12 protein-coding genes are annotated in these 13,967 nt (G+C 47.3%); 6 read left to right on the forward strand and 6 right to left on the reverse strand.

Annotated features, from left to right (window positions below; genetic code table 11):
- Window positions 1-212: 212 nt before the first annotated feature.
- The gene (locus KQI75_RS12840; RefSeq protein WP_216471234.1) at window positions 213-1,217 is read right to left on the reverse strand and encodes a sugar ABC transporter substrate-binding protein; all 1,005 of its coding nucleotides are present in this window, start codon (window positions 1,215-1,217) and stop codon (window positions 213-215) included.
- 553 nt (window positions 1,218-1,770) lie between these two features.
- Here KQI75_RS12840 and KQI75_RS12845 point away from each other — a divergent pair.
- The 3 genes from KQI75_RS12845 (at window position 1,771) to KQI75_RS12855 (ending at window position 5,048) form a co-directional block, all read left to right on the forward strand.
- Window positions 1,771-2,631: an AraC family transcriptional regulator gene (locus KQI75_RS12845; RefSeq protein ID WP_216471235.1), complete on the forward strand. Its 861-nt coding sequence runs from the start codon at window positions 1,771-1,773 to the stop codon at window positions 2,629-2,631.
- Window positions 2,632-2,950: 319 nt separating this feature from the next.
- Window positions 2,951-4,078 carry a Gfo/Idh/MocA family protein gene (locus KQI75_RS12850; RefSeq protein ID WP_216471236.1) on the forward strand — a complete coding sequence of 376 codons (1,128 nt, stop codon included), beginning with the start codon at window positions 2,951-2,953 and terminating at the stop codon, window positions 4,076-4,078.
- 76 nt (window positions 4,079-4,154) lie between these two features.
- Entirely contained in the window at window positions 4,155-5,048 is an 894-nt protein-coding gene (locus KQI75_RS12855) for a TIM barrel protein (RefSeq protein WP_216471237.1), read from the forward strand.
- An 80-nt stretch (window positions 5,049-5,128) separates the two neighbouring features.
- On the opposite strand, the gene KQI75_RS12860 is transcribed toward KQI75_RS12855, so the two are convergent.
- A complete protein-coding gene (locus KQI75_RS12860) occupies window positions 5,129-5,737 on the reverse strand; it encodes a hypothetical protein (RefSeq protein ID WP_216471238.1) in 609 nt (202 codons plus the stop codon).
- Window positions 5,738-5,996: 259 nt separating this feature from the next.
- Here KQI75_RS12860 and KQI75_RS12865 point away from each other — a divergent pair, with 259 nt between their 5' ends.
- Together KQI75_RS12865 and KQI75_RS12870 are read left to right on the forward strand one after the other, a co-directional pair.
- Window positions 5,997-6,194 (forward strand): hypothetical protein, encoded by a 198-nt coding sequence (locus KQI75_RS12865; RefSeq protein ID WP_216471239.1) that lies wholly within the window; start codon window positions 5,997-5,999, stop codon window positions 6,192-6,194.
- A gap of 197 nt (window positions 6,195-6,391) precedes the next feature.
- On the forward strand, window positions 6,392-7,732 hold the full coding sequence (locus tag KQI75_RS12870) for an MATE family efflux transporter (RefSeq protein WP_216471240.1): 1,341 nt from the start codon (window positions 6,392-6,394) through the stop codon (window positions 7,730-7,732).
- Between the two features lie 40 nt (window positions 7,733-7,772).
- On the opposite strand, the gene KQI75_RS12875 is transcribed toward KQI75_RS12870, so the two are convergent.
- From KQI75_RS12875 to KQI75_RS12885, 3 genes are all read right to left on the reverse strand, one after another.
- Complete coding sequence (locus KQI75_RS12875) at window positions 7,773-8,705, reverse strand: AEC family transporter (RefSeq protein WP_216471241.1); 933 nt, start codon at window positions 8,703-8,705, stop codon at window positions 7,773-7,775.
- Window positions 8,706-8,768: 63 nt separating this feature from the next.
- A complete protein-coding gene (locus tag KQI75_RS12880; protein ID WP_216471242.1) occupies window positions 8,769-9,653 on the reverse strand; it encodes a radical SAM protein in 885 nt (294 codons plus the stop codon).
- 608 nt (window positions 9,654-10,261) lie between these two features.
- Window positions 10,262-11,035, reverse strand: a complete 774-nt coding sequence (locus KQI75_RS12885; protein WP_246566679.1) for a polysaccharide deacetylase family protein — start codon at window positions 11,033-11,035, stop codon at window positions 10,262-10,264.
- Window positions 11,036-11,679: 644 nt separating this feature from the next.
- On the opposite strand from KQI75_RS12885, the gene KQI75_RS12890 reads away from it, so the two are divergent.
- Window positions 11,680-13,347, forward strand: a complete 1,668-nt coding sequence (locus tag KQI75_RS12890; protein WP_216471243.1) for a solute:sodium symporter family transporter — start codon at window positions 11,680-11,682, stop codon at window positions 13,345-13,347.
- Between the two features lie 170 nt (window positions 13,348-13,517).
- Here KQI75_RS12890 and KQI75_RS12895 read toward each other — a convergent pair whose 3' ends face one another.
- Window positions 13,518-13,925, reverse strand: a complete 408-nt coding sequence (locus KQI75_RS12895) for a hypothetical protein (protein WP_216471244.1) — start codon at window positions 13,923-13,925, stop codon at window positions 13,518-13,520.
- Window positions 13,926-13,967 lie beyond the last annotated feature (42 nt).

Below are 13,967 nucleotides of genomic sequence, written 5' to 3' on the forward strand. Positions count from 1 at the left end.
AGAATTTCGCCCGGCTTGACCGCCAGCTGCATTTTATCAAGAGCTACTACACCGGGGAATATCTTTGTCGTATTTTTTAATTCTACTACATATTCACTCATTGATTTTCACCCTTTTCTCTATTTCCCTGCGAGGAAAAGTGGTGCCCTTACCGATTTTTCTTCGATAAGGGCACCCCATATGATCGTTTCTTTTCTGCCCTTGTGTCTCTCTTACTTCAGGTACTCAGACAGCTGATCCAGACGCTCCTGTGCGGAGTCCTTATCAACGATACCGGAACCGGAGTCGATGAAGGAATCCAGCTTCTTGCCGTTCAGGTTATCTACTGCAGCCTGTACAGCCTTGTAGCCCATACCGTAAGCGTCCTGAATAACAGACATGGTCTCCTGACCTGCCAGAATAGCCTCGCATGCTGCGCGGTCACCGTTGAAGCCGAGGAAGATGGTCTTTTCGTATGCCTTGTTGCCCTTTGCTGCGCGAGCTGCTGCCATAGCCATATCATCATTGTTTGCACAGATGATTGCTACGCCTTCCGGATGCGTCTGCATGATCGCTTCCATGGAGTTTACAGCCTTATCTGCAACTGCATCTGCGTACTGGGTTTCCTTCTCAAGGAAGGTGCCGCCAGCTTCGTTGACGCCCTTCTTATAGCCTTCGTAACGTGCAGTGTTGGTCGGGTCACCCTGTACACCGCAGATTTCGATGCATTCGATCTTTTCCCAGCCTGCTGCCTTTGCTGCCTCTACTGCAGCCTTGCCGCCCTGTGCTGCCGCATCTTCGTTGCCGGTACCGATGAAGGAAATAACTTCCGGTGCATCAAAATTGGTATCAACCGCAAAAATCGGGGTCTTGGTTCCCTTTACCAGCGTTGCCGCCTGATCGCCCTGCAGCGGAGCAATGATGATGGAATCATATGCGCCAGACTGCACGTCAGTCTCAATCATGTTCTGCTGCTCATCGTATGCAGTCTCAGAGGTTGCGCCCTTTACATCAACGGTTACGCCGAGATCCTTTGCCGCTGCTTCTGCGCCAGCCTGTACATACTGCCAGTACTCTGCAGAGGTCGTCTTGAGAATCATACTGATCTTTGCACCGTCTGCGCTGCCGCCGCCGGAGCCTGCCGCCTTCTTGTCGTCTCCGCCGGAACTGCCGCAAGCACACAGACCTGTCAGCATGGCGCCTGCCAAGAGCATCGCTGCAATTCTCTTCATTTTCATAGGTCATTCTCCTTTTCTTTGTTCACAACATTCTATCTCTCTTGTCATCTGTTGTGTTTTTCTATGTATGCATTGTACCGTTTTGTCCCGTGCAAATAAATAACATTTCCTGCTATTGATTTGCGAAATCGTGCTCTTTTTGTGATTTTCTTATTAAATTGCACAAAATTTTTTTCTTTTTTTGTATAGTTTGTGAGATTTTCTTGTCATTTCCTTGTTTTCTCAATGGTTTCTCCGTAACATTGTTCAATGTGCACGGGCTTTCCCTTGTTCATCTTGTGTATTTTGCTTTGGATAAAATACTCTTTCGTACATCTGTCCGACATTCACCAAGAAAAACGCATATTTTTCAACAATTTCCCGCGTTTTTCCTTATTATAGTGACGAACAACCACCGATTCACACATTTCTTTACATCCCCTGTTTGCGTTATCTTGCTCTCCCCGCGATTTTTTGCAAGCGGGCACATGGTTCCATTTTGACATCTCGCAAACTAGATGCTACAATTTGACGTATTCTCAATGGATGATTTTCCTAAGGAGGTATCTTAACTATGCTCGGTTTCGAAGCCGGCACCTGCAACGGATCAGATTTATATTTTCAAAGCCCTTCTGAACAAGCACGCAGCATGCTGTTTTATATGACATCCTGCGGTTATTATTATACAGATAAAGACTATCGAATTGACCGCTCCCGCTATCCGGACGCACGCTATCTGCTCATGTACATCCGCAGCGGCCGGCTTTCTGTCACGGCAAATAATCGCACCATCATCGCGCACCGCGGACAATTGGTCGTTCTGGACTGTACGCAACCGCACCAATATCATACAATAGATAATACGGAATTCGTCTGGATGCATCTGGACGGCAGCAACAGCCCGCAGCTGTTTGAACAGGTATGCAGCCTATACCGCACACCGGTCTTTGATTCTTCCAGCGCATCCGAAGTGCATCGGCTGATGCTGGATATTCTATACGCTTGGCGCAACAATCAATTTATTGCAGAGGCACCGCTGTCTCTGCGGATCTATTCTATCTGGATTTCCTTGATTACCGGCAATGCCACTCAATCCTGCACAGACACCGGCAACGCCCAGACCGCCACAGAGGCTGCCATTCAATATATCGGCGAGCACTACGGAGAACCCCTGACGCTCCCTGAGCTGGCGCGGCATGTCAACATGAGTCAATTTTACTTCTCCCGCCTGTTTAAAAAGCAGTGCGGGTACTCCCCGCACGAATACATCATCCTTGTGCGCATCAATCGGGCGAAGCATTTGCTCAAAACGACGGATCAGCCAGTGAAAGTCATCGCAAACAGTGTCGGATATCCAAACATCACCACGTTTAGCAACCTGTTTTCATCACGCGTCGGCGTTTCTCCCAGTCAATTTCGAAAAAATCCGATTTGACATAAATGCGCTCCTTTCCGCCGTTCTATACACAAAAGAACATCGTTTTATACAACCTGCACAAATACATCCCACCGTATTTGTGCAGGTTGTGTTTTTCTCTAGATAAATGATAATTTATGTATAGAACAGGAAAACTCTATGCAATGACATTTCCAGATTTTCGCCGTATACTATGGGCACAGTCAAACGAAAAAGCACGAACAAAAACCAAAGAAACAAAACGTTTTTCCCTGATTTTCGAACTTTCCAAGGCTGTAAAAAAATCAGTAAATTTTATGTATCACCATTGAAAGAACATTTTTAGGAGGAAAAGAAAATGAAAGAAATCCGTATTGGTCTGGTAGGTTCCGGCTGGATGGGCAAGGCTCATTCCTCTGCACTGGCTGACGCTGAGATGCTGTTTGGTCCTGACTACGGCGTTGCATCCTTCGAGATCGTTGCTGACGCAAACGAGGAAGCTGCAAAGTCCGCACAGAAGAAAATCGGCTTTAAGCGCATCACCACCGACTGGCACGACGTTGTAACCGATCCGAACGTTGATCTGGTTGACATCGCAACCCCGAACGCTTTCCACTACGAGGTTGCTAAGGCGGCTCTGGAAAACGGCAAGAACGTATACTGCGAGAAGCCGCTGTCCATCTCCGCTGAGGAGTCCAAGGAACTGGCTGAGCTGGCTGCTCAGAAGGGCGTTGTAAACTACGTTGGCTTCAACAACACTCAGAATCCGGCAAACGCTTACGTTCGTGAGCTGGTTCAGTCCGGCGCACTGGGCAAGATCATGCGCTTCACCGGCACCTACGATCAGGATCAGCTGCTTGACGAGTCCCTGCCGATTACTTGGAGACACATCAACAAGCTGGCAGGCTGCGGCGCTCTGGGCGATCTGGGTTCTCATCTGCTGTCCATCTCCCAGTTCATCATGGGCGACATTTCTAAGGTAAACGCAGTTGCTACCACCGTATTCCCGAAGCGTCCGAAGTGCGCTGGTTCCGATGAGCTGGTTGACGTTGAGAACGAGGACATCATGACCTTCACCGCTGAGTATGCAAACGGCGCAATCGGTCAGATTGCTTGCTCCCGTGTAGCTACCGGCCGCAAGAACTACCTGTGCTATGAGATTCAGGGCACCAAGGGTTCTGTTCGCTACGATCTGGAGCGCATGGGCGAAGTTCAGGTATATTTCCAGAGCGACAACGAGCGTGACCGCGGCTTCCGCACCGTACTGCTGAACCCGCAGATGAAGGGCTACTCCGCATTCCAGCCGGCAGGCGGCATCTCTATCGCTTACAACGATATGAAGATCCTCGAAGTACATGCTCTGTTCGATGCAATCACCAATGGCGCTGACTACACCACCGACTTTGAGTTCGGCTACAAGATTGACCGCACCGTTGCTGCTGTTATCGAGTCTTCCAAGACCCGCGAGTGGGTTGACGTAAAGTAATCGTCACAGAAGAAATATCCGCCACTGCCGGAATATATTCCGGCAGTGGCTCCAGAAAATAGATGGAGGAAAAACTATGTCTATCAAAATTGGTATTGCTCCGGATTCCTGGGGCGTATGGTTCCCGGCAAGCGATCCGAACAACGCAAAGCAGCCGCAGTGGTGGCGCTGCCTCGACGAAATGAAAATTGCAGGCTACGACGGCTGTGAAATCGGCCCGTGGGGCTACATGCCGAACGACAACCCGCAGGTTCTCAAGAACGCCATTGACGCGCGCGGTCTGACGCTGGTTGGTGCTACCGAGGGCGGCAACTATCTGGATGACGCAAATGTTGAGCAGATGCTCAAGGACATTGACGACATCTCTGCCCTGCTCAAGAACTTCCCGTCCGCCAAGTATATCGTGCTGCTGCCGCCGATGTACACCAACCTCGCTACCGGCGAGCTGGAAATGAATCCGGATCTGACCGATGAGGAGTGGGCAAAGTACTGCGCAAACGTACAGAAGTGTGCTGACCGCTGTGCTGCAAACGGCTTCCAGGGTCTGTTCCATCCGCACGTTGACAGCCATGTGCAGACTGAGGAGCAGATTGAGCGCTTCCTCAACGACACCAACGTAGATCTGTGCTTTGATACCGGTCACCACGTATACGGCGGCGGCGAGCCAATCTCCTTCTACAAGAAGTGGGCAAAGCGCATTCCGTACATCCATTTCAAGGACTGCGACCTGTCTGTCAAGGCAAAGATGGACGAAAACAAGTGGTCTTTCGCTAAAGCTGTTACCGAGGACATCATGGTAGAGCCGGGCAAGGGCAGCATCGACTTCGCTGCTATGCATGACGCTCTCGTCGCGTGCGGCTATGACGGCTGGTGCGTTGTTGAGCAGGATCTGTTCCCGGTGAAGTCTTTCGACGTTCCGCTGGAGAAGGCTTCCATCGGCCGCGAAAACCTGCGCAAGGCTGGTTTCTAAACCACCTCTCTTATCCAAATATGTAAGCATCAATAGAAAACGCACCGGATGGGTTGTTCCATCCGATGCGTCCATTTTCTTTATGTTTGTGCATCTTTCAGCTTTTGGTAAATCTCACTCTGTCCGTCAAAAGGCGTTCCGAAGTCTAAACAAAGTGTATCGCCAATCTGTGCTGTCACATAACAAGCCTGCGCAGTCTTATCATAATTTACAGACAGCGTAACTGTATTTTCCCGTGAACTATCTCCGTTCAAATATCCGGATAACCCACCGGCAAAGCATTGATCTCCATTGTCCAACTTGATTTCTGTGAGCCTGCCTGTCAGAGACATCGTATCTGTAACACCATTTGCCGTAATCGTGGCTTCGGCATTCACGCTGGCGTCCGGATCCGAACACTCCGGAATATCCAATTGCAAAAAGCTATCGGAATCATTCGCAAGGGCATTCCATTCATCAAGCGTGAGACCATACTTTTCTTGAATTGCCAGTTCATTGTCCGGTGTATTCAAAGATACTGTGCACACAGGCAGTGTCAATGAACACTTTTCCAAGAACACGGAAGTCTGCTCCGTCTGCTGTTCTTGTACCACAGGTTCCTTCTCCTGCTCCGGTGTCCCACAGCCTGACATCAGCAGAGCAAGAACCGACAGCAACCCAACCACCATAGAAAACGCTCTTTTTTTCATAAACATGCTCCCTATTTAATCGTTTTTTGACTCCTGACAAAGCGCACAAAAAAACATCATATAAAGCAGTTCTTTTTGTCTATTTTTATTATATCCATTGCGTTCTCCATTGTCAACAATAGCTAAGGCAACATTCTTATGAGCTGTAGCAGAAATTTCCGTTTCTGTTTCAGCTCTTTTCTTTTTGAGTTGAAAACGAGTGATTGACAAATTCTTAAAGAATAGCTATACTCACGGTATCGAGAGGGGTTGATATCTCATGCTGGATGGCGGTAAACTTTCGGGCAAGGAAGCTCATGAAGAACACAAACACATGCAGAACGAAAAAGACACCATAGCAGTGCAAACGAAGAATGATGCATATGAAGCTTTCAAAGATAGAATTTCGATGCCGGGAAAACCTCAAAAACTCACAGCAGAGGAGATTAACAACTTGAGAAAACAAGGTCGTATTTAAGAACCACGATGCACACGCACCGTGGTTTTGTTATACCCATTTCTTTCTGTTCCCTTTTGGGAGTATTTATGGTATACTTTCGCTTATATGTATCTGTACACATAAAATCATTTGAAAATGAGGTTGTTTTGTATGGCAAATCTTAAGATATACTGTCAAATGTCAAGTAAAAAAGTACATCGAAAGGAGATATTTTTATGAGTTCGTCGCTGAATCAGCGATTTACCCCATGGTCTTTATTAAAATTCGCAGCGCCATCTATTGTCATGATGGTGTTTATGTCGCTGTATACAATTGTGGACGGCATTTTTGTCTCCCGCTTTGTCGGCAGCAATGCACTCTCCGCGACAAATATCGTCTATCCGGTTCTCAATATCGCCATTGCTTTTGCGACCATGCTTGCCACCGGCGGCAACGCAATTATCAGCCGTTATCTCGGCGAAGATCGTCCGCAAAAAGCCAATGCCTGTTTGACGCAATATGTCGTCATTGCCCTTGGATTGGGCGTTCTCATTTCCATTTTGGTTCAGATATTTGCCACGCCGCTCTCTCTGTTTTTGGGAGCCAATGACGTGCTTCTTCACGACTGCAACATGTATTTGCGCACGCTGCTTGCCTTTGCTCCCGCCTGCGTGCTGCAGGTATTATTCCAATCCTACTTTGTGACAGCAGGGAGACCAACGCTCGGTTTGCTGCTGTCTATCGGCTCAGGTATTTCCAACGCAGTATTGGATTATCTCTTTATTGTTGTCTTTCAGCTCGGCGTTGCCGGTGCTGCTTTGGCAACCGGCATCGGACAATGTATTCCGGCTGTTGTCGGTTTGATTTTCTTCTTGACAAACAAACAAGGACTGCATTTCACCAAATTTTCTTTTTACAAACGCGAACTGCTGCAGGCTTGTTATAACGGCTCTTCCGAGATGGTTTCTCAGCTGTCTATGGCGGTTGTAACCGTGTTGTTCAACATCGTTCTCATGCGCATTGCCGGAGAACACGGTGTTGCAGCCATTACTATCTTATTATACGGCCAGTTTTTGTTTAATTCGTTCTATCTCGGTTTTTCTATTGGCGTTGCGCCCATTGTCGGATTTCAATACGGCGCGCAAAACAAGATCTTGCTCCGGCGCGTATACCGGATTTCCTTCCTGTTTGTCATCGCATCCTCGATCTGTTTGTTGGGTGCGTCAGAAGCTTTATCCCGCCCGATTATTACAATATTTACCCACGACGCAAAGACCTTCCCGTTGGCATTGACCGGATTCCGCTTGTTCGCTTTCTGCTTTTTGTTCAGCGGTGTCAACATCACATCTTCCGGATTTTTTACCGCATTATCCAACGGCAGAGTATCCGCAATTCTTTCGTTCTGCCGTACCTTTGTTTTTACGGCAGCCTGTCTGCTTGTGCTTCCGCATTTTCTCGGCATCAACGGCGCTTGGATTGCCGTTCCGGCAGCAGAAGCGCTGACTTTGCTCATCTCTCTGTACATGCATCAAAAATACTTTATGCGTCCCGGAAAACAAAATTATTTCGCAGAATAAGTAAAAAAATCACGGCACGACGCCGTGATTTTTTTGTCTTTTATAGCCACGCACAATATAATCCAATCATGATTGGCATTGTGACAATGGAACATATCGTTGTCAAAACATATAGTACGCTGGATTTTGCCGCATCCTTGTCATACAACTGCGCCATGGAAGTGACGGTTGCACATGCCGGCGTAATGCAGGCCAAAAATACCGTCAATAAAATATTTTTGCCGTCTGCAACCATGCCAGTCACATGCATGACGCGAAACAAAACCAGCAATAACAACGGATACACGAGCAGCCGCAGCAGCACGGTTTTATAATTGCCCCACGCTGTAAAAACTTGCTTTAGCGGAATATCCGCAATGACCATACCAGCCAGCAGCATTCCCATAGGTCCTACCATATCACCGGTCATTTGAATCGTGTCATCAATCACAGATGGCAGTGTGATATGGCACAAAAACAACACGGCGCCAATGAAAATGGAAATCACATTGATGTTCCACAAAATCTTTTTCCATTGTATTCCGTTGTCTGCCGTCAGCTTACTGCGGCAATGCGTCCAAATCAAAACCAATTGCACAACGAGAAAGCCGCAGGAATAGACAACATATTGCTGTTCGAGCAGTGCTTGAATCAATGGTACCACCAAGATACCTGCATTGGTATAAATCACCGTCAACTGTTCGATTGTACTCAGTCGGCATGGCTTGCGCAAAATCGCTGTAAACAGCAAAAACAGCACATGAACTGCTGCCGCAGCTGCAAACGCAAACAGCAAACCTGTTCGTACCTGCGGAGAATCATCTATCTGAAATGCGTGAACAATCATACACGGGATGACCAAATAGACCAAAATCACCGATACAACTTTGCTGTCCTGCACACGGAGCAGCTTTGTTTTCACCAGCGCATAGCCCATAAACATAATCAGGAAAAGTTTTGCAATTTCTTCCATCAAAATCAAGCTTATTTGCATGTTCTTCGCCTCTTTTTCTGTTTTTCTTTTATTATATCACAGCTGTAAAGAGGTAATTTTTCATTATACGCTTGTCATGCGGTGCCGGCTTTCCACGATACGCGCTTCTTTTTCATCCGTCATGCTGTCAATGGCGGCATCCAATTTTTGTACGATTTCTGCTTTTTCAAACGGCATATGCACGACAAAAGGCATCGAATTTGTCGATGTCGCAGAAAAAACAACGATTTCATTGTTCATATTGGCAAGCAGGGTGCGAAATTCATCCAGCCGCTCGCGCTCTGTGACTTCCTGAAAGATTCCTGCATGCCATTCGTCATATAATTCCGTTCCCGGCAAAATCGCCAAAGTCGTGAGAATCATCAAATACGGATGCAGCTGGTTGAGCAGTGCGGCGGATTTTTTTGCACTCTCATGTGCTTTTCCATGTCCGGCCAAGCCGCCCAGATAAATCACGCGATAATCAACACCTGCTTGCTCCAGCTTTTTGCATCCCTCGAGAATATCTGCGGCAGTATATCCTTTTTTCGTATGTGTCAGTACCTCATCATCGCCGCTTTCAATGCCTACGACAATATCTTCAAAGCCCAATTGCTTGAGATACCGCATATCTTCTACACTTCGGCGCAGCAAATCATCCACACGGGCATAGGTGGAAATTCTGCCTTCCGGCAAATATTTTTTGAACAATTTTGCCAGCACTGCCAGCTTTTCCGTAGATAACGCATACGGATTTCCGCCAGATGCCCATACCTTTTTGGCGTGCGGATTGTACTGTGCCGCTTCTTTCAAATCCGCTTCAACCTGTTCCAGCGGCGCCACGCGAAATGGATATCCATCGTAAAAATTGCAAAAGGTACAACTGTCATGCGTACAGCCGACAGTCACTTCAATAAACACACTGTCTGCATCGGTCTGCGGCCGAATGACCGGGCCATTGTAATGCATCGTTTTTCCTCCAAATATCTATTCGTTTTTCACACTGCTATATAAGCTCATAAAAAGCCGGTTCCGTTTTGATGGTTAAGGTATAAAAATAGTATACCATCCATCCCATTGCGTGTCAAAAACTCGTTTTGTAAACGTTTCGGGAATCGTGTCATTTGCATTCCAATATGGATAGATTAAAACCGCGATATTCTACCTCATGTCCTTTTGCAGACGGGAATTTACATTCCAATATGGATAGATTAAAACAGTTTTTAACTCAAAAAAGAAAAGAGCTGAAACAGAAACGGGAATTTCTGCTACAGCTCATTGGAATGTTGAATCAGCTTCTCATAGGCGCGTCAGCATTCCTAACCGCATTACATAAATTCTTATCGTAATGCAACAGGGTATACAAGAGGTTCGCCCCTCTTGTATATTTCAAGTATATCATAGTACGGAGGGATTTTCAATGAAAAAATGTGATATCATTTATATTATTTTTATCGTATTCGCTTTGTTGTTTATCTTAGTAAACAACACGTAATAAAAAAAGACGGTTGACCAGCACCGACCAAAGCGCATCAACCGTCTCAATTACAACAGCATCAAGAAGCTATTGCACGTAATCATCCCACCGTATTCGGAATCTGCCGTCCGGTGTGATCCATCGTATAATTTTCCGTATAGATGAGCTTGGAGACCGGTAAAAACGAAAAGCCCTTCGCCTTGAGCCCCGCAATCACGGAAGGCAGTGCTGCCGGCGTGTTAACAGCAGCATTGTGAAACAGAATAATGCTGCCGTTTTGTGCATTTTCGACTACTCTTTTGGTAATTTCGGACGGAGCTGGGTTTCTCCAATCCAAGCTGTCCACGTCCCACTGAATGGAATACATGCCAATCGAACGCATGGTGGAAATAACCGCATTATTATAATCTCCGTATGGCGGGCGGAACAGTGTCGGCTGCACGCCGGTAATCGCTTTGATCTTTTCGTTGCAGCTCTGTACTTCTTCCGTCATTTGTTCTGTGGATAAATCCGGCATGTGCGGATGCGTTGCGGAATGATTCATCACTTCATGTCCGGCATCCGATAACGCTTTGACGGATTCTGGATACTTGTCAACCCACGCACCTACCACAAAAAACGTCGCTTGAATGTTCTCCGTTTTTAAGATGTCAATGAGCTGTTGGGTGTCCTCATTGCCCCATGCCGCATCAAAGGTCAGGGCACAGACCTTGTCTTTTCGCTCTACGCTGTAGATGGGAAGTTCCTTTTGTGCAGCTGACACACTGACCCAATTTCCTGCCCGAAAAACCAGACAACCTGCAGCGCACACCGCCATGCCTATCAGCAGTGCAGCCGCCATTTTTCTGCCGGATACTACCTTAAAATAGCACATTTCTCCACCTCAATGCCATATTACGTGCATAGTTTGTACATTATACCGCTTTCCTCACTTGTCTAGTTCTCTGTACGCTGTCACAATTTGATGCAAAAATATCTGGTGATTCTGCTGTGAAAAAAGTCGTGCTTTTCTCTTGCAATTCAAGGCATATCATGGTAAATTTATAAGCGTGGAAAGCATAATGCACAAAAGAGAATTCTTGTTCTCGCACAGGATAGTAGAAGTTTCTATTTGAAATGTGCCGACATCGCATCTCCGGCGTGGCGCAGACACCTTGTACAATTGGACGGATACAAAAAACAGCGGATGCTGGCAAAAAGGAAATCGCCAGTAATCATCCGCTTTTCTTTCTCCCAATTGCGTGCACGTGAACGCAACATTATGTAACACCTTCCCGTTGCACCTTTATAATTTCATAAAGGCATAGAATACGATCCTATGCATCCATAACAACAAAGGAAAAGGTTACTCAGATTCGATTCCGAATTTCAAAGACTACTTTTGTGTGACTTTGTTTTTCCCATACCGAAAGATATGTTCTTTTATGGAGAGAGTGTTATTTAGAGAATTTTAAAAGCGATCTTTTGGGGAAGCAACATGTGAAACAAAAGGAAATATAAAGAAAGAAGGAAAAATAAATGGGTTTTCTGAACTCCAACATTTGGGTTATTATCTCCTTCTTGGCCTTCACGATCTTAGTAGCAGTTATTGCTAGTGTAAAGACCAAGGGCGATAACCTCGAATCCGCAGACGGATACTTCCTCGCAAGCCGCAGCCTTCCGGGCTACGTCATCGCAGGTTCCCTTCTGCTGACAAACCTGTCTGCCGAGCAGCTGGTTGGCCTGAACGGCCAGTCTTGGCAGACCAACATGAGCCCGTCCGCATTTGAAGTTGGTTCCATCTTCACTCTGCTGTTCCTGGCTCATTACTTCCTGCCGCGTTACCTGAAGATGGGTACCACCACCATTCCGGCTATGATGGAAGAGCGTTTTGGCAAGGGCGTTAAGCTCATGTTCTCCGCTATCATCGTACTGATGTACTCCTTCCTGAACCTGCCGGTTATCCTGTACTCGGGTTCCGTTGCATTTGTAAGAATCTTTAACTTTGACAAGTTGTCTATCTTCAACGGCAACCAGTTCGCTGCTATTGCCGTTCTGTGTGTAGTTATTGGTATTGTAGGTGCTTGCTACGCAATCTTCGGCGGCCTGAAGGCCGTTGCTGTATCCGATACCATCAACGGTATTGGTCTTCTGATTGCAGGCTTCCTGATCCCGTTCATCGCTCTGGCAGTTCTGGGTCACGAAGTTGGCGGTTCCGGCATTGTTGACGGCTGGTCTTATATCCTGCACAACGAGCCGGAAAAGCTGAACGCATGGTCCGCTTGGAACTCCGCTCAGCCGAACCTGCCGTGGCCGCTGATCTTCACTGGTATGCTGTTCTCCAACCTGTATTGGTGGTGCACTAACCAGTCCTTCGTTCAGCGTTCCCTCGCTGCTAAGAACCTGGCTGAAGGCCAGAAGGGCGCTATCTACTGTGGCTTCCTGAAGTGCCTTGGCCCGCTGTACCTGATTTTCCCGGGTATCATTGCTTATCATATGCCGTCCATCCAGGAGACGATCAACAGCTCTTCTTCCCCGATCGACATGGCATATCCGGCACTGATTGCACACGTTGTTCCGACCCCGATCATGGGCTTCTTCGCAGCAGTCCTGTTCGGCGCTATCCTGTCCTCCTTCAACTCCGTTCTGAACTCTGCTTGCACGATGTTCACTCTGGATATTGTCAAGGATACCAAGCTTGGCAAGGGCAAGAACGACGCACAGCTGATTAAGATTTCCAAGTCTTACGGCACGTTCGCAGCAATCATCTCTATCATCATCTCCCCGTTCGTTATGTACGCAAACGGCATTACCACCTTCCTGAACTCTCTGGCAAACTTCCTGTCCCTGCCGGTACTGTGCACCGTCCTCGGTGTTATGTGGTTCCGCCGCGTACCGAAGTTCACTCCGTATCTGATTACTGTTATCCATTTCGTTGTTTACGGCGCATTCCTGCTCCTCAAGCCGTGCTATCCGGGAACCACCGAAGAGATCCATTACCTGTACGCAATGGCTGTTCTGTTCCCGATCTACCTGCTGATTATGTTCATTCTGCAGAAGGTTCGCCCGTGCGAAGAGTATGTCGTACCGGATGTTGGTGCAGTTGACCTGACTCCGTGGAAGTATCGTTGGCATCTGACCATTATCGGCCTGATCGTCGCTGCTATCTTCTACATCGTATTCTCCCCGCTGGTACTGGCAGCATAAGCTGTCTTCCAGCCCTTTATCCCCAATGATAGCTTTTAAGACAATTAAACACAATCTCCGCGCCCCCTGCAGTTCCTGATGCAGGGGGCTTTTGTCTTAGAAAAACACTCGCAAAACGCACAAAATCCCATACCCAGCACAAATTGAAGTGCGGGTATGGGATTTGTTTGTCACTTGGAATTGCCCGGTGCATCCTGACCGATATTGCGCGTAAAGATTTGTTCTCTGCTGCTCTTCCAGATCAGATATAAAATATCATCGCCGTACATAACAGAGACGTCTTCATCCACGGAAGATGTTTCTTCTTTGAGATGCAGGGTCTTGCAGTCATCGCTCAGCGTATAGGTACCGTTGCCCTTTTTGCCTTCATTGTCGGTCTCATAGGTACCGTCCTCATGAAACTGAATGGTCGCGGATTCATGGCCTTCAAAATACCATGTGCCGAGAATGGTCGTCTCATCAATGGTCGCCGGCGGCTCTCCGATATCCTCCTGCGTGTACGTGCTGCGAGTACAGCCGCACAGCAGCAGCGCTGCCATTGCAGCAAGCGCCAATCCAGCCAATATTCTTTTTTTCATATATGTCTCTCCTCTTGAAATTTGTTATTTTATTATACCAGA

Origin of the sequence: Butyricicoccus intestinisimiae (assembly GCF_018918345.1) — a bacterium.
Lineage (GTDB): Bacteria > Bacillota > Clostridia > Oscillospirales > Butyricicoccaceae > Butyricicoccus_A > Butyricicoccus_A intestinisimiae.